General features: G+C 68.6%; 15 protein-coding genes and 1 pseudogene. 6 read left to right on the plus strand and 10 right to left on the minus strand.

From position 1 onward, the window contains the following. A pseudogene (locus D7Y15_RS35720) lies at positions 1-197 on the minus strand (serine/threonine protein kinase); the annotation flags it as partial. Between the two features lie 379 nt (positions 198-576). Here D7Y15_RS35720 and D7Y15_RS35725 point away from each other — a divergent pair. After that, a complete protein-coding gene (locus D7Y15_RS35725) occupies positions 577-936 on the plus strand; it encodes a helix-turn-helix transcriptional regulator (RefSeq protein WP_121755377.1) in 360 nt (119 codons plus the stop codon). A 4-nt stretch (positions 937-940) separates the two neighbouring features. Here the strand turns inward: D7Y15_RS35725 and D7Y15_RS35730 are convergent, their stop codons facing one another. Together D7Y15_RS35730 and D7Y15_RS44930 are read right to left on the minus strand one after the other, a co-directional pair. Continuing rightward, positions 941-2,110 carry a serine/threonine-protein kinase gene (locus D7Y15_RS35730; protein WP_121755378.1) on the minus strand — a complete coding sequence of 390 codons (1,170 nt, stop codon included), beginning with the start codon at positions 2,108-2,110 and terminating at the stop codon, positions 941-943. Between the two features lie 98 nt (positions 2,111-2,208). Beyond that, positions 2,209-2,424 carry a hypothetical protein gene (locus tag D7Y15_RS44930; protein WP_158629182.1) on the minus strand — a complete coding sequence of 72 codons (216 nt, stop codon included), beginning with the start codon at positions 2,422-2,424 and terminating at the stop codon, positions 2,209-2,211. A gap of 84 nt (positions 2,425-2,508) precedes the next feature. Between D7Y15_RS44930 and D7Y15_RS44935 the strand changes: the two genes are divergently transcribed. Beyond that, positions 2,509-2,709: a LuxR C-terminal-related transcriptional regulator gene (locus tag D7Y15_RS44935; protein WP_158629183.1), complete on the plus strand. Its 201-nt coding sequence runs from the start codon at positions 2,509-2,511 to the stop codon at positions 2,707-2,709. 167 nt (positions 2,710-2,876) lie between these two features. Continuing rightward, on the plus strand, positions 2,877-3,338 hold the full coding sequence (locus tag D7Y15_RS35740; RefSeq protein WP_121755380.1) for a GNAT family N-acetyltransferase: 462 nt from the start codon (positions 2,877-2,879) through the stop codon (positions 3,336-3,338). An 87-nt stretch (positions 3,339-3,425) separates the two neighbouring features. Here D7Y15_RS35740 and D7Y15_RS35745 read toward each other — a convergent pair whose 3' ends face one another. The 4 genes from D7Y15_RS35745 to D7Y15_RS35760 all read right to left on the minus strand — a co-directional run bounded on the left by D7Y15_RS35745 (position 3,426) and on the right by D7Y15_RS35760 (position 11,568). Continuing rightward, positions 3,426-3,731, minus strand: coding sequence for a hypothetical protein (locus D7Y15_RS35745; RefSeq protein WP_121755381.1), 306 nt, complete (start codon positions 3,729-3,731; stop codon positions 3,426-3,428). Between the two features lie 426 nt (positions 3,732-4,157). Next, the gene (locus D7Y15_RS35750; protein WP_121755382.1) at positions 4,158-7,352 is read right to left on the minus strand and encodes an NEW3 domain-containing protein; all 3,195 of its coding nucleotides are present in this window, start codon (positions 7,350-7,352) and stop codon (positions 4,158-4,160) included. 191 nt (positions 7,353-7,543) lie between these two features. Beyond that, positions 7,544-9,379 carry an ABC transporter ATP-binding protein gene (locus tag D7Y15_RS35755; RefSeq protein WP_121755383.1) on the minus strand — a complete coding sequence of 612 codons (1,836 nt, stop codon included), beginning with the start codon at positions 9,377-9,379 and terminating at the stop codon, positions 7,544-7,546. Then, on the minus strand, positions 9,376-11,568 hold the full coding sequence (locus D7Y15_RS35760) for a hypothetical protein (RefSeq protein WP_148712956.1): 2,193 nt from the start codon (positions 11,566-11,568) through the stop codon (positions 9,376-9,378). Before D7Y15_RS35760 ends, D7Y15_RS35755 begins: the two co-directional genes overlap by 4 nt. Before the next feature lie 813 nt (positions 11,569-12,381). Here D7Y15_RS35760 and D7Y15_RS35765 point away from each other — a divergent pair. Beyond that, complete coding sequence (locus D7Y15_RS35765) at positions 12,382-13,713, plus strand: carotenoid oxygenase family protein (protein WP_121755385.1); 1,332 nt, start codon at positions 12,382-12,384, stop codon at positions 13,711-13,713. Positions 13,714-14,160: 447 nt separating this feature from the next. Here the strand turns inward: D7Y15_RS35765 and D7Y15_RS35775 are convergent, their stop codons facing one another. Next, positions 14,161-14,790 carry a TetR/AcrR family transcriptional regulator gene (locus D7Y15_RS35775; protein ID WP_233605219.1) on the minus strand — a complete coding sequence of 210 codons (630 nt, stop codon included), beginning with the start codon at positions 14,788-14,790 and terminating at the stop codon, positions 14,161-14,163. 96 nt (positions 14,791-14,886) lie between these two features. On the opposite strand from D7Y15_RS35775, the gene D7Y15_RS35780 reads away from it, so the two are divergent. Next, on the plus strand, positions 14,887-15,393 hold the full coding sequence (locus D7Y15_RS35780) for a DUF2867 domain-containing protein (RefSeq protein WP_158629184.1): 507 nt from the start codon (positions 14,887-14,889) through the stop codon (positions 15,391-15,393). A 160-nt stretch (positions 15,394-15,553) separates the two neighbouring features. Here D7Y15_RS35780 and D7Y15_RS35785 read toward each other — a convergent pair whose 3' ends face one another. After that, complete coding sequence (locus D7Y15_RS35785; protein ID WP_121755391.1) at positions 15,554-16,375, minus strand: alpha/beta fold hydrolase; 822 nt, start codon at positions 16,373-16,375, stop codon at positions 15,554-15,556. A 97-nt stretch (positions 16,376-16,472) separates the two neighbouring features. Between D7Y15_RS35785 and D7Y15_RS35790 the strand changes: the two genes are divergently transcribed. After that, a complete protein-coding gene (locus D7Y15_RS35790) occupies positions 16,473-16,874 on the plus strand; it encodes a helix-turn-helix domain-containing protein (protein ID WP_121755389.1) in 402 nt (133 codons plus the stop codon). 66 nt (positions 16,875-16,940) lie between these two features. On the opposite strand, the gene D7Y15_RS35795 is transcribed toward D7Y15_RS35790, so the two are convergent. Beyond that, on the minus strand, positions 16,941-18,191 hold the full coding sequence (locus D7Y15_RS35795) for a kelch repeat-containing protein (protein WP_158629185.1): 1,251 nt from the start codon (positions 18,189-18,191) through the stop codon (positions 16,941-16,943). Between the last annotated feature and the right edge of the window lie 136 nt (positions 18,192-18,327).

Below are 18,327 nucleotides of genomic sequence, written 5' to 3' on the forward strand. Positions count from 1 at the left end.
AGGCGAGTGAGGATGGAAACTTCGCGCTCCGCCCTCTCGCCTACGCGCGGCAGGTGCAGCAGCTTCAGAGCGAAGCGCTGGCCCTCGCAGTGCGCGAGGTACACCGTGCCGAAGCCGCCCTGCCCCAACTGGCGCTCCACCGTGTAGCCCAGCACCTGGGCCCCAGGAGACAGCACGGCCGGAGGTGGCCCCCGCATCATGGCGACCTTCTTTCGGGCTCCCAGGCCTCTCGCATGCGGCGTCCTCCCAGCGGGGCGCGGACCCTACCAGAAGCGCGAGAAGCCCGGGAATCCCTCCCTCTGGCTGCACCCTCCCAAAAGGACTCATGGAGTCTATCCAACTCCACCGGACCTCCAGCATTCACCCTTGGCCGACCTTTGTGCTGCGCGCTGGTCGTCACCCCGGACGAACTGATGGGCTACGCGCCCGCTTCCAGCGACTTCCCTGCGCGGCACCAACTCCTCCTGCGTGTGCGCACCCTGGACGAGCCCCGGGTGCGGGCGCTGCTCCTTCTCCTGCCCGAGTCCCGGTAAGCGGCCCGGCCGCGCACGCCCTCGGCTACGCTGCGAGCACGCCATGAATGAAGAACTCGGCATCACCATCGGCACGGAGGCCCGCGCGGCCCGCCAGCACCTGGGCCTGACGCAGGCCGAAGTCGCGGAGCGCATTGGGCTGGTGCACCCCGTCTACAACCGCCTGGAGCGAGGGAAGATGCTTCCCAGCGTTCCCTCCCTCTACCGCCTCTGCCGGGAGCTGCGCGTCTCCCCCGAGAAGCTGATGGGGCTCACCGCGACGGGCGGCGTGCGCAAGGGCACGAAGCCCAAGCCCAAGGAAGAGGACGCTCCAGAGTTGCGGCGTCTCCTCCACCTCGCGCGCAAGCTGGACGCGGAGGACCTCGCGGCCCTCCTCCACGTCGCCTCGGCCCTGGCGCGCTGAAGCCTTACTCCCGCTTCAAGCCCTCCAGTTCGTGGGACTCCAACCCCTCGGGGAAGAAGCCCTCCTCGCCGAACTCCACCTCGTCGCGAAGGACGCTGCCCTCCGCCAGCACATGGGCCCACTCCGATGCGGCTTCCTTCCGGCCGTAGCCCGGGTGGCGCCTCGCCAGGGCGACGCGCATCGCATCGCGCATGTCCGCCGCCGTGGCGAATCGCTCCTCGGGCTTGGCGCGCAGCGCGACATGCAGCATGGCCTTCACATCCGGAGAGAGTGAGGCCACTGCCTCCTCGACGTCCTCCGGCCCGAAGCTGGCCAGCAGCACCTGCATTTGCGTCAGCGGCAGAGAGGGGATGATTTCCGGCTGGAGGTGGACCATCCCCTTGAGCGGGCCCGGCACGTCCTCCACGTCGAAGAGGTGCTTGCCGGTGAAGAGTTCCACCAGCAGCACGCCCAGGCTGAAGACGTCGGAGCGCGGTGAAAGCGGCTTCCGCGTCAGGTACTCCGGCGAGGCATACGCCACGTCGCCCCGGACGAGACTCGCGGGCGACTCCTCGCGGCCCACCACCAGCGAGTACGCCGCGCCGAAGTTCGTCAGCTTCACCTCGCCTTGCGTCCCCACGTAGACGTGCCGAGGGTTGACGTCGCGGTGAATGACGCCCAGCGACTTGCCGTCCGCGTCCGTCAGCGTGTGCGCGTGGTGCAGGGCCTCCGCGAGTTCCGCGCCGGCATAGAGGGCGAAGGCCTCGGAGACGGGTCGGCCGCGCGCCACGCCCGCACTCACCAGCGTCTCCAGCGAAGGGCCGTCCACGTACTCCATGACGGCGTGCAACGCGCCCTTGTGGACCTTGCGGTGGAACACCGTGGCGATGGCCGGGTGGCGCAGACGGAAGGCCAGCTGAATCTCCTCCCCCAGCCGCGTGCGCTGCATGAAGGTGGAGGGGTTCGCCATCCGCCGAACGAAGCAGTAACCGGGCAGCTTGTTGCCGCGTTCCGTGAAGCGCTGGGCCAGCATCAGCACCTCGCCCGTCTCCATCCGCACCAGTTCGCGGACGACCTCGTAACGGATGCCGTCGATGGTGAAGAGGTGCAAGGGCCGCTCAGGCGTCGGCGGGAGCTGCCTGCGGCGCGCGGAGGCCTCGGTGCGCGTCAGGTCATCGGTTGTCGTGTCGGGCATGGCTCCTCGGAAGGCGGGAGAATGGCGCGGCGGCGCCTCCCGAGGAGTTTGAGTCAAGTTAACCTTTAAAGTCCATAACGACGAACCCCAAAGAGCAATCACCACACCTGGGCGAGGGCGAGGGCGAAGCCTGCCCCGGCGCCGAGTACCACGGCCAGCACCACAGCCAGGACCGGGACGGGGCGCGGCTGCTGATGGAGCACCTCGTTCTCCGCCTGGAGGCGGCGCAACTCGCGGGCCGCGAGGATGGAGCGCTCCGTGGACAGCCAGCATCCCTCGGACACGGCCACCGTGCGCCCGTCCTGAAGCGTCACGGTGGCACGGGCCACATCCAGAACTTCGCCTTCCGCACGCGCACGCCCCGCCACAACCAGCACCAGCACCCGCTCCCCGAGCAGATGAAGTGCGAGCTCACCCCCACCGAGGTCACTGTCGCAATGGGCATGCTCAGCAACTGGAACGACCAGCGAATCGCCGAGGAGCTGGGGATCTCCCGCAACACGGTGAAGAGCCACGTGAAAAGCATCTTCGCCACGCTGCGCGTCGACGGCCGCTTGGACCTTCTCTACCAGGCGGCTCGCCTCAACATGCCTGTCTGACCAAGAACCCTGAACGGCCCTCAGCATTTCGAGCGTTCCTCGCAGTCGGTTCTGGAGGTGCTTTCGACGAAGTGCTGCGTGCCCGCGTCTTGTAGCGCGCCATGGAGCGGCTGCCTCTCCCCCAGAAGGGGGATTGCCCCCAGTTGAGGATAAAGTGACTGGACACCATGGCCCCCTCATCTCTCGACTGGCAGTGGAAGCGCTTCAGCGAGCTCACGATCGAGGAGCTGTACCGGCTGCTCGCGCTGCGCTCCGAAGTCTTCGTGGTGGAGCAGAAGAGCCTCTATCTCGATGCGGACGGTCTGGACGCCGAGTGCTTCCACCTGCTCGGGGGCGTCCCGGGCACGGGGCAGTTGGGTGCCTACCTGCGCGCTCTGCCGCCCGGCCTCAAGTTCCCCGAGGCGAGCCTCGGCCGCGTCGTCACCGCGCCGGCGCTGCGCGGGCAGCGGCAGGGCCGCGACCTGGTCGAGCGCGGCCTGCACTTCCTCGCCGAGCGCTTTCCGGGCGCGCCCGTGCGCATCGGGGCGCAGGCCTACCTGCAGCGCTTCTACGAGGGCTTCGGCTTCGTGGCCGTGAGCGACATCTACGACGAGGACGGCATCCCGCACCTCAACATGCGCAGGGGCTGACGAGGGAGCATCGGACGAACAGAGGAGTGCCGCACTGAACCGCGAGCCCCGGACACGACACTGGGCCTCGCGGGTGTTCAAGACCGCTCAGCTCTCGGCGGCCGGGGCCTGCTCCACTTCCGGATGGGCGGCGTCGCAGACTGACGCGGTGTCCTCGGACCACTGGGCCTGCTCCGAGGAGACGGATGCAGTCTCCTGCGAAGGCTGCGCGGGCGAGGAGCAATACCCGCCCCACGCCTCACAGGTGGTGGAGATTGTCCTCACGAAACAAGAGCCGGTGCAGTCGAACATGTAGCAGATGTCATAGCACTGCGGCGGATAGGCAAACGCGGCGGCGGGGACCACCGCGAAGATGACGGCGACAGCGCTCAAGGACTTCCTCGGCGCGTTCATCTGCACTCCTGGGGTGTGTGGGACGTGTCTGCGCGAAGCCAGGCACGCCCGGCAGCAGACGCCACCCCTGGCCCAATGACAGGCGTCCCAGGCCATCACCGCCATCGCTGAACACTCACCAACGAGAATGACCAGTTGGGCGTGGGGACGGCCTTTCCGATCAGGGTTCCGACGCGGATGACCTACTGAGCCGCGGGGGCGTCAGTCCCGGGACGGCGGTGGGAGAGCTGCGGCTGATGGCCAACGCGAAGTGGACGCCGAGCGACCCCACCCAGACGGCGCAGCCCCGGCTGTCGATCAACTCCTACGACGGCCAGACCGACCGGGGTCGATCCATCGGCCGGGCTCCAAACCCAGGAGCCCGGCCTCCTGCTTCACGCTCAACCCGGGAACGTGCAGCGGCCCGCCACACGGACAACCGGCGCATCACTGCACGGTGAAGCCCACCGTGTTGCTGGTGACCGTCTCCGTGCCCGCCGTGGCGGTGGCGGTGACGGAGTGCGCACCGGGCACGCGCGCCACGTAGCTCCACCCTGCCTTGCCCTTGGCATCCGTGGACACGGTGAGCGCGTCCGTGAGGCCATCCGGACGGAGCAGACTGAATCGCACGCTTGCCTGCGCGGAGCCTGTTCCTCGCGTCACGAGGGTCGTGACGAGCACCAGACCGTTGCGCCTGTAGCTGAGCGCCGGCACCGACAGCGTGGCCTTCAGCGGCAGCGGGGTGACGTCCACCGTGAAGCTGCCCAACGCCGCGCTCGCGCCCGGGTGCGAAGCCGTCCCGCTCACCGTGAAGCGACCGGACACCGTCTGCGGAGGAGTCACGGTGAGCGTCACCTGTCCGCTCGCGCCACGAGCCAGCGAGAGCGCCATCTGCGACAGGCTCGACGTCCAGCCCGACGGTGCCGTGGCACCCAGCGAGAAGCTGCTCGCGGCGCACGCCGTGCTGTCGTTGTTCGTCACCATCATCGTCACGGTGAGCGGCTTGCCCGCCTCCACGGTGGCTGAGGCCGGCGTGAAGCCCACCGACGGCACACGGGGCACGCACACCACGCGCGCCTCCAACTGCGCGTCACCAACGGACACCCCGTCACGCAGCACGCCCAGCTCGAAGGAGCGGCTGCCCGCGCCCGCGTTCGAAGGCGCGGTGACCGTCAGCGTCGCGGTGGCCGTGGCCCCGGGCGCCACCGTGAGCGACGGCGCGGAGAACACCGAGCCCCACGGGTCCGAATCCAGCGCCAGCGTGAACGTGGAAGCTCCACACGTCGCCGCGTCGTGGTTGGTGACTGACAGCGTGTAGCTCCCCGTGCCCCCCGGCACCACGGCCACCGTCGACGGCAGCGCGCTGAGCGTCGGCGCCGAGCGCACGCAGGGATTCACCGTGACGGAGGCCGTGGCGGTGGTCTCCACCACATAGCCGTCCCGCAGAATCTGGAGGTCCACGGCGTAGGTTCCCTGCGCGTCCGTGGGCACCGTCTTGTACATCGTGAACTCGAACGAACCGCCGGGCTCGATGTCGAAACCGTACTGGTCATAGTCCGTGGCCCAGCCCGCGGGCAGCGTGGACGCGGGCTCGAAGTACCACCACCCGCACGCGCGCGAGTCGTGGTTGACCAAGGTGACGCCGAAGGCGGCCGTGTCCCCGGCGCTCACCGTCTGCGAGGCCCGGTCGAAGCGCACCTCGATGGGCGCCTGCTGGCACGGCGCAATCACATCCAGCGTGTCCTCCGCGGTGATGCTCGCGCCGTCACGCGCGACGGTGACGTCCACCGTGTACGTGGCGTACTGCGTGCCCTGCGGCACCTCCTTGGTGAAGTAGAGGGAGCGCTGATTGCCGGGCTCCAGGGTGATGCTGGCGGGGAGGTTCGTGGTCGGCCAGCCCGCGGGCATCGACGTGGAGAGCGCGAAGGTGGAGGTGGGGCAGCCCACCGTGTCGTTGTTGGTGATGGAGAGGCCGCTGTCCACCTGCCAGCCCGGCGCGGCGTAGTCGTACCAGGTGTCGAACGTCACCGTCGGCGGCGCGCGCACGCACGGCACGGGCTGGTAGTGGACGCTCACCGTGATGCCCGCGGGCGTGGCGGCGTCCACCGACAGGCGCAGGTTGGTGTACGGGTCCGCCCACGTGCCGGGCAGGAAGGCCGGATCCCACCACGCGGACGTCTCCGGCGTGAAGTCCAGCAGGTGCGTGTAGCTGCCCGTGTACGCGTCCTCGTAGTGCACCAACGCGCCGTCGTACACCTGCGAGGGGAAGAAGCTGACGTCGTAGTCGCCCACCTGCCTTCGGGCCTCCAGCCACAGCCAGCCGTCGCCGTAGAAGCCACGGCGCACCTTCAGCGCCTGCAGGCCACTGCCCATGGGCGCGGACAGCGGGGACAGCGTGAAGGTGCCGTCCGTGCCGTCCACCGTGGCCACCGCGCTCGGCTCCAGCCAACCGGCGCGCACCTTGTGCGGCGCCGCGTAGTGGCCCAGGTTCCAGTCGCCCATGGAGGTGAACTTGTCGCCGTACTCGGTGAGCGTGCCCCGCGAGCCCACGGGGCCCAGGGCCTCCGCCCCGAAGTCGCGCGCGCTGCCGTGGTGCAGGGTGAGGTTGTGGCCGCCTTCGTGCGTCACCAACTCCACGCCCAGGTCATTGGGGCTCATGTACTCGGCACGCAACCACGCGGTGGAGGCGGTGATGGGGCCGTCCTGCGTCTGCTGCGTGTAGCACGCCAGCGTGCCCAGGCCGCCGTAGGAGCAGTTGGTGCCCGTCGCCTCCGGGTGGACGATGAAGATGCGGTCATACTGCCGGAAGTCCACGTCCGCGTCGGCCGCGGCGATGGCGGCCACGCGCATGGCGTCCGACTCGGCGCACGAGTAACCCCGGTTCAGCGTGTACCAGCCCACCACGTCGCCACTGGCGCTGGTGCGGCCCTGGGACACCTCCTGCCAGTAGCGCGTCAGCGAGCGCTGCGCGGTGGAGAAGAACACCTCGCGCACCTGCTCCGCGGTGAGCGTCTGCGGCTGCCCCGGGAAGGTGGCGAGGATGACCAGCGAGCGCTGGTCCCCCGTGGTGCGGCACGCGGACGTGGCGGAGAGCGCCTGGCGCACCGGCACCACCTGCGTGTCCTCCGCAGCCAGCCGCGCGGCCAGCTTCAGGCCCCGCACGCGCACGCGCAGGCCGCTGCGCAAATCCCCGGATGGAGTATTCGCGAAGCGCACCTGGAGCCGCTCGCCCTTCACGCGCAGGAAGTGCTCCGTGCGTGCCTCCGTCCGCGCCGGGTTGTCCGCGACGAGCACCTCCAACTCCCCCTCGAAGTCCCCGCGCGCCTCCAGCAGCGGCGCCGCGTCCGGCTGCTTCCGGGCGAGGCTCGCGCGCACGGACTCGGGAAGCGACAGCGCCAGCGCGGCGCCCGCATCCACGTCCATCAGCGAGCCCAGCGCATCGGCGCGCTCGCGCAACAGCGGCGTCAGTCCCGCCTTCTCGCCCCGGCGCAGCCGGGCGTTGAGCCGCGACACCTTCTCCTTCAACGGCGCGGACTCGGCCCCTGCGAGGGCCGGGGGCGCGGTGGGAGCCGGCGTGGGCTCCTCCTGCGTGGCGCAGCCCAGGGTCAGCGCCAACGTGACGGTCAACAACGTGCGAAACATACCCTCTCCCGGTGAGCGGCGGCCCTGGCACGGGAAGCGCGCTTTTCGGGCCGCCGCGCGCGCCTTCTGCCCCGGGCTGCTGGATGTTTTCAACATCACTCCAGAACTCCGTGCGCGATGACGCCTCCGTCACGCCGAGTTGTCCCCGATGTCACTCCGCCATGTTGCCGTGCCATCCGCGGCGAAGGCGCTCAGCGGTACCGGGAGGCCTGTAGCTCGTACATCGTCGCGTAGCGCCCCCCGACGGCGACCAACTGCTCGTGGGGGCCCTCCTCGACGACCTTCCCGTTCTCCAGGACGAGGATGCGGTCCGCCATCTTGACCGTCGAGAACCGGTGCGAGATGAGCAGCGCCATCTTCCCGCTCGACAGCTCACCGAACCGGTTGAAGACGTCCAGCTCCGCACGGGCGTCGAGCGCCGCGGTCGGTTCGTCCAGGACGAGAATCTGCGCGTCGCGCAGGTACGCCCGGGCGAGCGCGATCCGCTGCCACTCGCCTCCGGACAGGTCGAGTCCGCCGTCGAAGCGGCGTCCCAGCATCTGCGCGTACCGGCCCGGCAACCGGTCGATCACCGCGTCGGCCTGGCTCTTGCGCGCGGCCTCCAGGATGCGCGCCGGATCCTCGTGCTGCTCGATACGGCCCACCGCGATGTTGTGGTGAGCCGTCATCTCGTAGCGCGCGAAGTCCTGGAAGATGACACCGACCTCGTGCCACAGGTCCTCCAGCCGGTAGTCCCGCAGGTCGACGCCATCGAGCAGGATCTGCCCCGAGCTCGGCTCGTAGAGCCGCATCATCAGCTTCACGATGGTCGTCTTCCCCTGCCCGTTCTCCCCGATGAGCGCGATGCGCTCCCCCGGAGCCATGTGGAAGCTCACGCCCCGGAGGACAGGCTCGGGTCTGCCGGGATACGTGAAGGTCACATCGCGGAACTCCAATCCCTTGCGGATGGGTTTGGGGACCGGGACCGCGTTCGTCGACGAGCGGATGGACGGCTGGAGCGCGAAGAACGCCAGCATGTCGCGGATGTAGAGCGCCTGGTCCGCGATGCCCGCACCCGTCACGGAGAACTCCTGGAGCGTCCGGTTTGCTCCCGCGATGGCCCCCGCGAGGAACGTGAGTTCCCCCACGCTCAGGGACCCGCGCGCGGCCTGGTAGACGACGAAGGCATAGGCGCCGTAGTAGCCGAGTGAGCTGACCACCGAGAGCAGGGACAGGCCCGCGAGCGCGCGTCGCGACAGCTTCACGACCTCGTCCCGGAGCTCTCCCGACACGCTCTCGTAGCGGCCCATCAGGAACGAGCTCAAGCCGAAGATCTTGAGCTCCTTCGCGCTCTCCCTGCTCGCGCCAAGCTGTCGCAGGTAGTCGAGCTCACGCCGCTTGGGCGTGTGCCGGAAGTTCAGCGCATACACTCGCGCCCCGAAGTACGCCTCGCCCAGTGCCGCGGGCACGAGGCAGACCACGATGTTCAACAGGATCCACGGAGAGAAGACCATGATGCCCACGCACAGGCTCACGGTCGTCAGCCCCAGTTGCAGGAAGCGGGAGATCGCGGCGACCATCACCAGCCGGTCCGTGGCCTGGGCCCGGGCCCGCTCCAGGCGGTCATGGAACGCCGGGTCCTCGTAGGTCGCGAGGTCCAGCCGCGAAGCCTGCGCCATCAACCGCAAGCTCACCTGCCGCACGTAGTTCTCACGCAGCACCACGCCCACGTAGTCGATTCCCCTGGAGAGGACGGCGCCCAGGACCGCCAGCCCGAACTCCAGCGCGACAAATCCCCAGAGCCGGCCCGTCATCCCGAGCCCCGCGCTGGCGTTGGCCACGACGCCATCGACGATCCACCGGGCGACGACGAGGACCGCCAGGGGGATCAACGCCGCCAGCGTCCGGAGCACGAGGTGGGCGACCACTGTCCTCGGGCCCGACTCCCACACCATGCGGAGCACCGGCAGGATGTTCCGGAGCGAAGCCAACCGCCCCTCCTGGACGTTGTCGTTCGGTTGCGTCCGTGCCGTGCCAATGACTGTCATGGTGCTTCCTTCGTCTCATAGACAAGGACGTCGATCCACGCGATCCGCCAGTGCCGGTGGAAGTGTTGGATCAGGATGTCGTCACACGCCAGATTGGTCAGGGCCAGCAAAGTCAGTCCCAGCGACCGGGGGGATGCAAGGGGCTCCGCCTCCAGCAGCGCCTGGAGACCGTCGACGGGACTGCCCGGCTTGAACCGGAGCGCGAGTGCCTGGAGGTGCAGGGGAGCCTCGGGCCGGGACGCGGTCTCCACCGCGGGGCGCGCCGCGTCCCCCAGCAGCGTGGCGGGAGGAAACCAGAGGAACACGGACGGGGCCAGCTGCTCGACCGCCGCATGGGCATCCGGCGTCCCAGCCCCCCGCGTCTCCAGGTGCGACTCCAGCAGCCGTTGCCAATGGCGGAGGGGCAACTGCCCTTCCGCGATGGCGACGAAGCTCGCCAGGAGTCCCGCGTCGTCGAAGGCCGCCTGGAGCCGCGGGGCTGGCGTCCCCGACCCCATGTCATGGCCCTCGTGGAGAAGGCCGCTCGACGCGTCGTGAAGGAATGCGAAGTCCATGCCTTCACGCAGCGCCCGCGCGTAGAGCGTCCAGCAGCGCCGCGCCAACTCCGCGGGAGCCCCCTGCCCTTCCTCCAGAGGCGGGGCCGCCCGTTCCTTCCGCGCGAAGACGAGCAGGGGAACCCAGGCGACGAGCATGGGCGACGCCCAGGGCAGCGAACCCGGGTTCATGACGGCGAGCGCCCCCGCGATGACCAGCGCCAGCAGTGCGGCGCGCCAGAACTCCGGAAGCATCATGGACGAGATGGCGCGGAGCTTCCGGTTCGCCTGGGAATGCGTCGTCCAATCCAGGATGCGCGCGCGATCCACCCCCATCCGATAGAGCGCGCGAGCGATGGCGTCCATCATCACCCCCGCCAGTGGGAGCAGGACCGCCAGCTCCATCAAGGCATCCAGCAGCGTGCCGTAGGCAGTGGAGAGAAGGAACCGCGGAACGTGACGCGGAGGGGGAAGCCGCCAGACGGTCCACGCGACGAACATGAGCGAACCGAGGACGGGCCGGCGACAGAACCACCCCGCCACGCCCAGCGTCCAGGCCCACGCATCAGTGCTCCCCGGCGTCCACAACCATCCGTAGGTCACCACGAGCAGGGCCCATGGAGCGCTCAGGCTGCGGCGCATGTCCGTGAAGATCCGCCACCGGTCGATCACGCTCAACGGATTGACGACCCACCGGCCGCCGCGCGTGGGCACCCATGGCAGCAGCCAGGGCAACAACTGCCAGTCTCCTCGGGTCCAGCGGTGCCAGATGCGCGCGGTCCCGGCGATGTCCGTGACGCGTCCCTCGAACATCTGGATCTCGGGAACGTGCGCGACCCGCGAGAACATGCCCTCCAACTTGTCGTGACTCAGGACGGCATTCTCGGGGATGCGCCCTTCCAGGCTCCGGGCGAAGGCCGCCACGTCGTAGATGCCCTTGCCGACGAACTCGTCGATGCCAAAAGCGCGTTGACTCAAGCTGGTGCGTTCGCGTGTCTTGCGCCGGAAGAGGGACGTCTTCACGCCTCGCATCGCAATCCATGCCGGCCGCGTGAGCTCTCCTCGCAGCCCGGGCTGGAGCATCGAATACCCGGACACCACGCGCTGGCTGTCACCGTCGAACCGGGCCTGGTTCAGGGGGTGGTGGAGGACGGAGACCAACCGCGCCGCGGAGCCTGGGAGCAGGTGCGTGTCGGCATCCAGGGTAATGACATACCGGACGGTCCTCACGACGCCCGGTACGGGCCCCACGTAGCTCGTGTCGTCCGCCCCGAGCACCAGCCGGTTGAGCTCCTCCAGCTTGCCCCGCTTGCGCTCCCACCCCATCCAACAGCGCGCCACGGGATTCCACCGCCGTTCGCGATGAAGCAGGAAGAAGCGCGGCGCTTCCTGGGGGCAGTGCCGCGCGTTGAGCAGCCGGATCCCGTCCTCCAGGCGGAGCAGCATTGCCGCCTCCTCGGGGAGCTCCTTCTGACTGGCGTCAGGGAAGTCTGTCAGCAACGCGAAGAAGAGCTCCGGGGAGACATTGCCCTGGAAGTTGCGCTCCAGCCTCCGGAGCTGGGTTTCGATGTCGTCCAGGCTCGCCACCAGCAGGGGCGTGACGACCAGCGTCCGTGTCTCCTTGGACAAGACCCGCTCCGGGTCCATCCTGGGCATCGGTGGCGGCTCCCTGAAACACCGCGTGAAGACAGCGTCGACGCCCCCCCTGCAAGAACTCCAGGCACGGCAGCAGGAGCAGGACGACCAGGGGCCATCGGTCCGCGGCGTCGAGCCCGGACGCGGCCAGCGCGCGCTCCAGCCCCAGCAGCGTCAGCAGGGTCAAAAGACAGACAACTGCGACATAGATGGGTGCCGCGTGACGAACCAGGCCCCTGGTCAGGCGGGTACGCGCGGGCACCGCACACCCCAGATGGACCTCGAACTCCGGCCTGCCACGAGAGAGCAACGCATCTCCAACGTGACGGTCACGCGAATCGTTGCCCCCCTTCTCCGCGCTCCACGCTACGGCGGCGCGTGCGACAGATTCGGGTGTCTGTCTCGACCCGGAAGCCAACTCCTGACAGGCGGTTTGGTAGCGGGCACGGGTGCCCTCGTCCATGTCTGCGTATGCGCCCAACGGGTCACGCCGGAGGATCGCGTCGACGGGTTCGGGCTCCGTCGCATGGACCGACGCGGACGGCTCCTGCCGCTCACGGGGAGAGTGACTGGCGATGTTCATCTCCACCGGGAACCAACTGGAAAACCGAAAAACCTCCAGTTCCCATCAAGAGACAAAATTGAAGTTTCACCCTTGCGGCTCCGCCGTACCCCGTACGCGGGCGAACACGTCCAGCGCGAAGCTCCTGCTTGAGCAGCCCGGCCCCATCCAGCTGCGGCGTGCGCTCCTGCCTCGCCGCTGCCCCGTTTGTGGGGCCCTGTTTTACCCGGGCAATATTGACGTGGCATTTATACCCGGGTAGAAATGGCGTCATGACTGCATTCGATCTGAACCGCGGCGCGGTTGCTCCGGTCGCCGACGAGGTCGACCTCGTCGACCTGTCCGTCACCGGAGTCATCCCGCGCGAGCTCGACGGAACACTGCTGCGCAACGGTCCGAACCCACTGCGCGGCCGCTTCGAGGGCAACGGCGTGCTGTCGTGGTGGCCGGAAGCAGCGATGCTGCACGCGATCGCGTTCGAGGATGGCCGCGCGGCCAGCTACCGGAACCGCTGGGCGCGCACGCGCCGCTGGGCCGACGTGTACTCGCCCGCTCAGGCGCCGCACCTGCCCGACACCAATCCGAATGTGAACGTGTTGCTGCATGCGGGCGAATTGCTGGCGCTGGCGGAGGGTGCGGCGCCGTTCGCGATCACAGCCGAGCTCGATTCGCTCGGCGCGCCCCGACGGCACGCCGGGGTTGCCGGTGGGATGACCGCGCATCCGAAGGTCGATCCGCTGACGGGCGAGCTCATCGCGTTTCGCGCGGACTGGCGCGCGCCGTGGCTGCGCTATGGTGTCGCGGACGCGCAGGGTGTGCAGCGCGCCGACGTCGTTGTCGACGTGCCGGCGCCGTCGATGATGCACGACCTCGCGATCACCGCGACCCGCAGCCTGCTGCTCGACCTGAACGTCGGGTACGACTTCTCGCTGCTGAAGCAGGGCCACCGGATGCCGCTGCGCTGGCACGATGACCGGCAGGCGCGCATCGGCGTGATCCCACGGTACGGCGGAAACGTGCGCTGGTTCGGCATCGCGCCTTGCTTCATCCAGCACGTCGTCAACGCGTATGACCGCGACGAAGCATGCGTCGTGCTCGATGCGGTCCGCTATCCGTGGTTCTTGCGGCTCGACGCGAGCACGGGCAGGTTCGCCGACAACCCCGTCGGCATGCTGTGGCGCTATGTGATCGACACGGCGAGCGGCCGGGTCGACGAAGGGCCGCTCAGCGACGGCGGGATCGAGCTGCCGCGCATCAACGAGGGCCGGACGGGGCGCCCCTACCGTTACCTGTATGCGACCGAGCAGCCGACCCCCGTCGAAATGCGCGGCGTGGTCCGCTTCGATCACGAGCGCGGCGCGACGAAGCGCTACGCGCTGCCGCCCGGCGACCAGAACAGCGAGCCTGTGTTCGTGCCGTGCCCGGGAGGCGTCGACGAGGACGACGGTTGGCTGATGGTGATGGTCTATCGTGCGGCGACGGACTCCAGCGACCTCGTGATTCTCGACGCACGCGAGATCGACGCGGAGCCCGTCGCGACCGTTCACCTGCCGCGCCGGGTGCCCGCCGGGTTTCATGGCGCGTGGGTGCCGCGGACGCGCTGAGCGGCGTGTGCCCGGGGTAGAGAGCGAGACGGAGCCCATGAGCCAGTGGAACGACCCGCAGCTTTGGCAGGCCCTTCTGGACGGCGCTGGCTGTCCCATCCGCACACGCGGTGTGCCGCTTCACGTCATCGCCCGGATGGAGTGTTCCTGGCTCACCCTGTCCGACGAGACGCCTTCAGTGTGGCCGCACCAGGCGACGAATGGCCGGCGCACCACCGCGTTCCTCCGCCCCAATCGGAACGAAAGTGTCAGGCAGTGCCTATTCGAGTGAGGGCTGGTGGGCCCCAACAATGGCCGGGCCTCTCCACTGATAATCCACCCGGACATGCAGCTCGTCGCCGCGAGGCGCGCCTTCACCCACCTGCCCGGCCGCCCGGCTCATTGTTTCTCGGTCTCGGGCACTGAGTATTCGGTCCGGCAGAAGCAGGCAGGAAAGTGAGGCGCCCCTCACACCGGCATGAGCGTCCGCACGACATGCTGCACATACTCGGTCCGGGCACGGCTCGTGCCCAGCGACTCAGGGCTGGCGATGGACAGGTGCAGCAGGCCCACATAGGTGGAGTACGCCTGGAGCGCCCACCTGCGAGCATCACGCGCCGGCAGCCCCAGCGCCCTGTAGAGCCTGGTGAGATAGTCGATGCGCAGCTGGGACACCCGCGCAAGCACCGGCTGGATGCGAGGGTCCGAAGAAGCACCAGCGACCAGGGCGACCTCGATTCTTCCATGCGCGCCCTGCTCGAAGGTCAGCTCCAGCAGCTGGCGCAAGCGCGCCCTGGGATCCGGCATCGCCTCCAGGCGCTGAATGACCCGGGTGGTCGCCCATTCCTCCCACCGTGAGAGCGCGGCCTGGAGCACGTCCGACCGATCCTTGTAGTGCCAGTAGAAGCCGCCCTTCGTCACCCCCAGGCTGCGCGCCAGCCGCTCCACGGACAGCGAATCCACGCCATTCTCCAGGCTCCACAGCGCGGCATCCGCCCAATCCTCCGCCGACAACCCGGCCCCCCGAGGGGCCCTGCGGATGTCCTCGATGCTCCGGAAGGACGCCGGTTCGGGAACTCGGGAAGGAGTGCGGCTCATCGTCCAATCCAGTCTGGAGGCACGGGTTTCCAGCACCTCGATACGCTACCGTATCGCGATACGGTAGCGTATCGGATGGACAATGGGAGGCTCCACATGCGGGTGACGAGCAGGTCGCTGCCGGACGTTCTGCGCCCCTTCGCGCAGGGTGCGGACCACGTGGACGTGAAAACGGTGGAATCCCAGGCCACGTTGCGCCAGTTCCTGGCAGGCCTCATGTCCTACCAGCCCGTGTGGGTGAGCGCGCTGTACCGGGTTCGCGCCGTGTTCGTGCGGCTGCTCGGGATGCGGCAGCACGGCATCCCCCAGCAGCGCCTGTCGCGGCCCGCGGACATTCCGATGACGCCGGGCAGCGCGGCCTCATTCTTCACCGTGCGCCATGCCGAGGAAGAGCACGTGTGGGTGGTGTCGGCCAAGGACACGCACCTGGAGGCCACGCTGGCGGTGGTGGTGGAGCCCGCGGAAGGCCCCCGTCGGCGCTTCCACGTGGTGACTTTGGTGCATTACCGGAACTGGGCCGGACCCGTGTACTTCAACGTCATCCGGCCCTTCCACCATCTCGTCGTTGCCCGCATGGCCCGCCACGGAGCGAGCGCCGGATGAAGCCGGCTCGCTCAAGAAATCGACGAACACGCGCGTCTTCATCGCCGGATGGGCGTCACGTCGCGACACAGTAACGCCACGCTGAAGAACCTCGGGCGCGTCCCCATGCCGCAGCAAGGGGCATCCTCAGCTTGTGGGACACGCGGGGCGTCCAGGACGCTCAGCCTTGCGTCCGGGCGAAGCCTCGCAGGAGCGCCGCGAGCGCCGCGGGTTGATCCTCGGGCAGGATGTGTGCGGCGTCGGTGAGGCGCGCGGTCTCGAGGTGGTCGCACAGCGGCGCGACTTGGCGCGCGAGTGCGTCGCCGACGACGCCCCCGGAGATCGCGAGCGTTGGGACGGTCAGGCGCTCGACCTTCGCAAGGAGCTGTGCGTTTTCGGGGAGCGCGCGGTAGTGCGCGAAGGCGCAGCGGAGCGAGTCCCGGCCACGGTATGCCTTGAGGAATGCGGCGCGCGCCTCGGCGGGAAGGCCGCGCTTCGTGCCGATGGCGAAGAAGTGGTCGAGGTACGCCTCCTCGCGGCCCGAGATGACCTCCTCCGGCATGCCAGGGATCGCGTGGAACGCGAACCACCACGGTGGACGGAACGTCTCCGCGCCAGGGAGTCCACCGAGAAGCGCCTCCATGACGACGAGCTTCTTCACACGCGCGGGATGGCGCGAGGCGGTGAGAAACGCGATCGGCGCGCCGAGATCGAGGCCGATGATGACCGCGGGCTCCTTCGTGTGCGCGTCGAGTACGGCGAGCGCGTCGGCGACGAGCGTGTCGAGGTCATAGCCCGACGCCGCCCGTGTCGTGTCTCCGAGACCACGGAGGTCCGGTGCGATGACGTGATGCTCGCTGGCGAGCGCTCGCATCACGTTCCTCCATACGAACCAGGTGTGCGGAAATCCGTGAAGGAAGAGGAGCGGCGGCCCCTTGCCGGCCGATGCGACGTGGATCGCGATCCCGTTGGCCTCGACGACGTCATGCTGGAAGTCATTCATGGGCCCCACCATGTGCCTGGGGATAGCTGGTATCAAGAGGATACCAGGAGGCGTTCAGGGTACTTGGATGGGACCAAGGCACCTGGAGGAAACCAAGATGGCCAAACGCAAACCGGGAGGCCCCTTCGTCGCGACGTGCCCGACGCGGGAGCTGCTCGACCAGCTCGCTGACAAGTGGTCGGTGCTGCTCCTGCTCGCCCTCTCCGACGGACCGGTGCGCTTCAATGCGCTGAAGCGCAAGGTCGAAGGCATCACGCAGAAGATGCTCGGCCAGACGCTGCGCCGCCTCGAGCGGAATGGCCTTGTCGAGCGCCGCGTCTTCGCGACGGTCCCCGTCACGGTGGAATACGAGGTGACGCCGCTTGGCCGCTCTCTCTACGGCATCGTTGACGCCATCCGGAACTGGTCGATCGACCACATCGGCGTCGTCAAGAAGGCCCGCGAGCGCTTTGACTCAACGGATAGGGCGAAGAGAAGGCCTGTTGAGGGTGAGGGCTGATGCAGAGGTGCCGAGGAGGCCCACAGGGTGTCGTCCGGTGACGCCCCGTGGGCCTCTGCTCGAACTTCAGTCAGAGGAGCCTTGGGGGGCCCACTCCCAGGTGTCGTTGAGATCGACGTACACGCTGTTGCTCTTCCTCTCCGCGCCTCCGAAGAGGACGACGCGCTGACGGGCCGAGTCGTACGCCAGCGCGTGGTAGGCGCGTGACCTGGGCGCAATGGCGGGTGATTTCTGCTCCCAATTCGTGCCGTCCCACTCCCAGGTGTCGTTGAGGGGCTGCCCCTGCTGCACGTCGAATCCCCCGAAGAGGACCACGCGCTGACGGGCCGAGTCGTAGACCATCGCGAAGTCCTTGCGGATGGAGGGAACGGTGGCCGGGTGGGCCTGGCTCCATGGCGGGCTGCTCGTTGCACAGACTCCGTTCACGCAGGATTGCCCGTCGGCGCATGCCACCATCTGGGGGGAGTAGCTGCACGTTCCGGTGGACGGAGCGCAGGTGCCAGGCGAGACGTACTGCCGCACCGTGGTGGCATCAAGACAGGTGGAGGCCGGAGGCTGGTCGCAGGTGACGCCCTGACACAGGTTGACGCACTCCCCTGCCAGGCACACCGGCTCGCTCGAGCCACACGCCCCACAGGAGTTGCCTCCGCGGCCGCACTGCCCGTTGGACTGGGACGAGACGGCCACGCACGTCGTGCCGTTGCAGCAGCCATTGCAGTTGGACGCGTTGCAGGTGGGAGGCGGCGGTTCGCAGGCGCCCCCCTGGCACGGGTCGGCGGGGTCCACCTGGACGAAATACGGGTCGCTGAGGATGTGATCACAGGGGCCCATGCCGCCGCCGCAGATGGGCCAGGGCGTCCTGCGCTGGAGCGATGGGGTCCCGGAAGATTGCAGCGCGGAGGCCGGGAGCTCCACCTCCAGCGTGTCGGTGCTCCGGACCGTCGTGAGATAGGTGCTCAGGTCAAAGGAGGCCTGGGTGCCGGTGACGAAGTTGCGGCCCGTCACCGTCAAACGGATCGGCCCCTCGGGCTTCGCTTGGATTGTCCTTGGGCTGATGGCGAGGATTACCAGCCTGGGATGGGGCAGCTGCCAGGCAGAAGACACGGCTCCCTCCGCACTCCGCACGGTGATGTCATCATCGTCGTCCGACCAGATGTCCGTCGTCGCCGACAGCACGGCGGTCAGCTCCGTTTCGCTCACGAAGGTGGTCGGCAGTGACTGACCCCTCCAATACACGGCGCAGTCGTGGGTGAACCGCGAGCCGCTCACCTGCAACCGGAGCATCGTGCCGTCCACGCTCTCGAACGTCGTGGTCACGGCTTCCAAGGGTGTGGCGCCCATCCTGATCACGAGACGCGCCGCACCTCCGCGCGCTGCGGCGCGAGCGTGAGGTTCATGGCGGCGTCCCACCGGTCCGAGAGCGCAAGGGAGCGGAGGTCCAGGATGTGCTGGC

The sequence above is a fragment of the Corallococcus sp. AB030 genome, assembly GCF_003668965.1.
Taxonomy (GTDB): Bacteria; Myxococcota; Myxococcia; order Myxococcales; family Myxococcaceae; genus Corallococcus; species Corallococcus exiguus.

Excerpts from the sequence above, each read along its gene's own strand:
- D7Y15_RS35755 (WP_121755383.1), bottom strand. The coding sequence starts at position 9,379 with ATGACAGTCATTGGCACGGCACGGACGCAACCGAACGACAACGTCCAG.
- D7Y15_RS35740 (WP_121755380.1), top strand. The coding sequence starts at position 2,877 with ATGGCCCCCTCATCTCTCGACTGGCAGTGGAAGCGCTTCAGCGAGCTC.
- D7Y15_RS35780 (WP_158629184.1), top strand. The coding sequence starts at position 14,887 with ATGCGGGTGACGAGCAGGTCGCTGCCGGACGTTCTGCGCCCCTTCGCG.
- D7Y15_RS35725 (WP_121755377.1), top strand. The coding sequence starts at position 577 with ATGAATGAAGAACTCGGCATCACCATCGGCACGGAGGCCCGCGCGGCC.
- D7Y15_RS35760 (WP_148712956.1), bottom strand. The coding sequence starts at position 11,568 with ATGCCCAGGATGGACCCGGAGCGGGTCTTGTCCAAGGAGACACGGACG.
- D7Y15_RS35790 (WP_121755389.1), top strand. The coding sequence starts at position 16,473 with ATGGCCAAACGCAAACCGGGAGGCCCCTTCGTCGCGACGTGCCCGACG.
- D7Y15_RS44935 (WP_158629183.1), top strand. The coding sequence starts at position 2,509 with ATGAAGTGCGAGCTCACCCCCACCGAGGTCACTGTCGCAATGGGCATG.
- D7Y15_RS35785 (WP_121755391.1), bottom strand. The coding sequence starts at position 16,375 with ATGAATGACTTCCAGCATGACGTCGTCGAGGCCAACGGGATCGCGATC.
- D7Y15_RS35765 (WP_121755385.1), top strand. The coding sequence starts at position 12,382 with ATGACTGCATTCGATCTGAACCGCGGCGCGGTTGCTCCGGTCGCCGAC.
- D7Y15_RS35750 (WP_121755382.1), bottom strand. The coding sequence starts at position 7,352 with ATGTTTCGCACGTTGTTGACCGTCACGTTGGCGCTGACCCTGGGCTGC.
- D7Y15_RS35775 (WP_233605219.1), bottom strand. The coding sequence starts at position 14,790 with ATGAGCCGCACTCCTTCCCGAGTTCCCGAACCGGCGTCCTTCCGGAGC.
- D7Y15_RS35745 (WP_121755381.1), bottom strand. The coding sequence starts at position 3,731 with ATGAACGCGCCGAGGAAGTCCTTGAGCGCTGTCGCCGTCATCTTCGCG.
- D7Y15_RS35730 (WP_121755378.1), bottom strand. The coding sequence starts at position 2,110 with ATGCCCGACACGACAACCGATGACCTGACGCGCACCGAGGCCTCCGCG.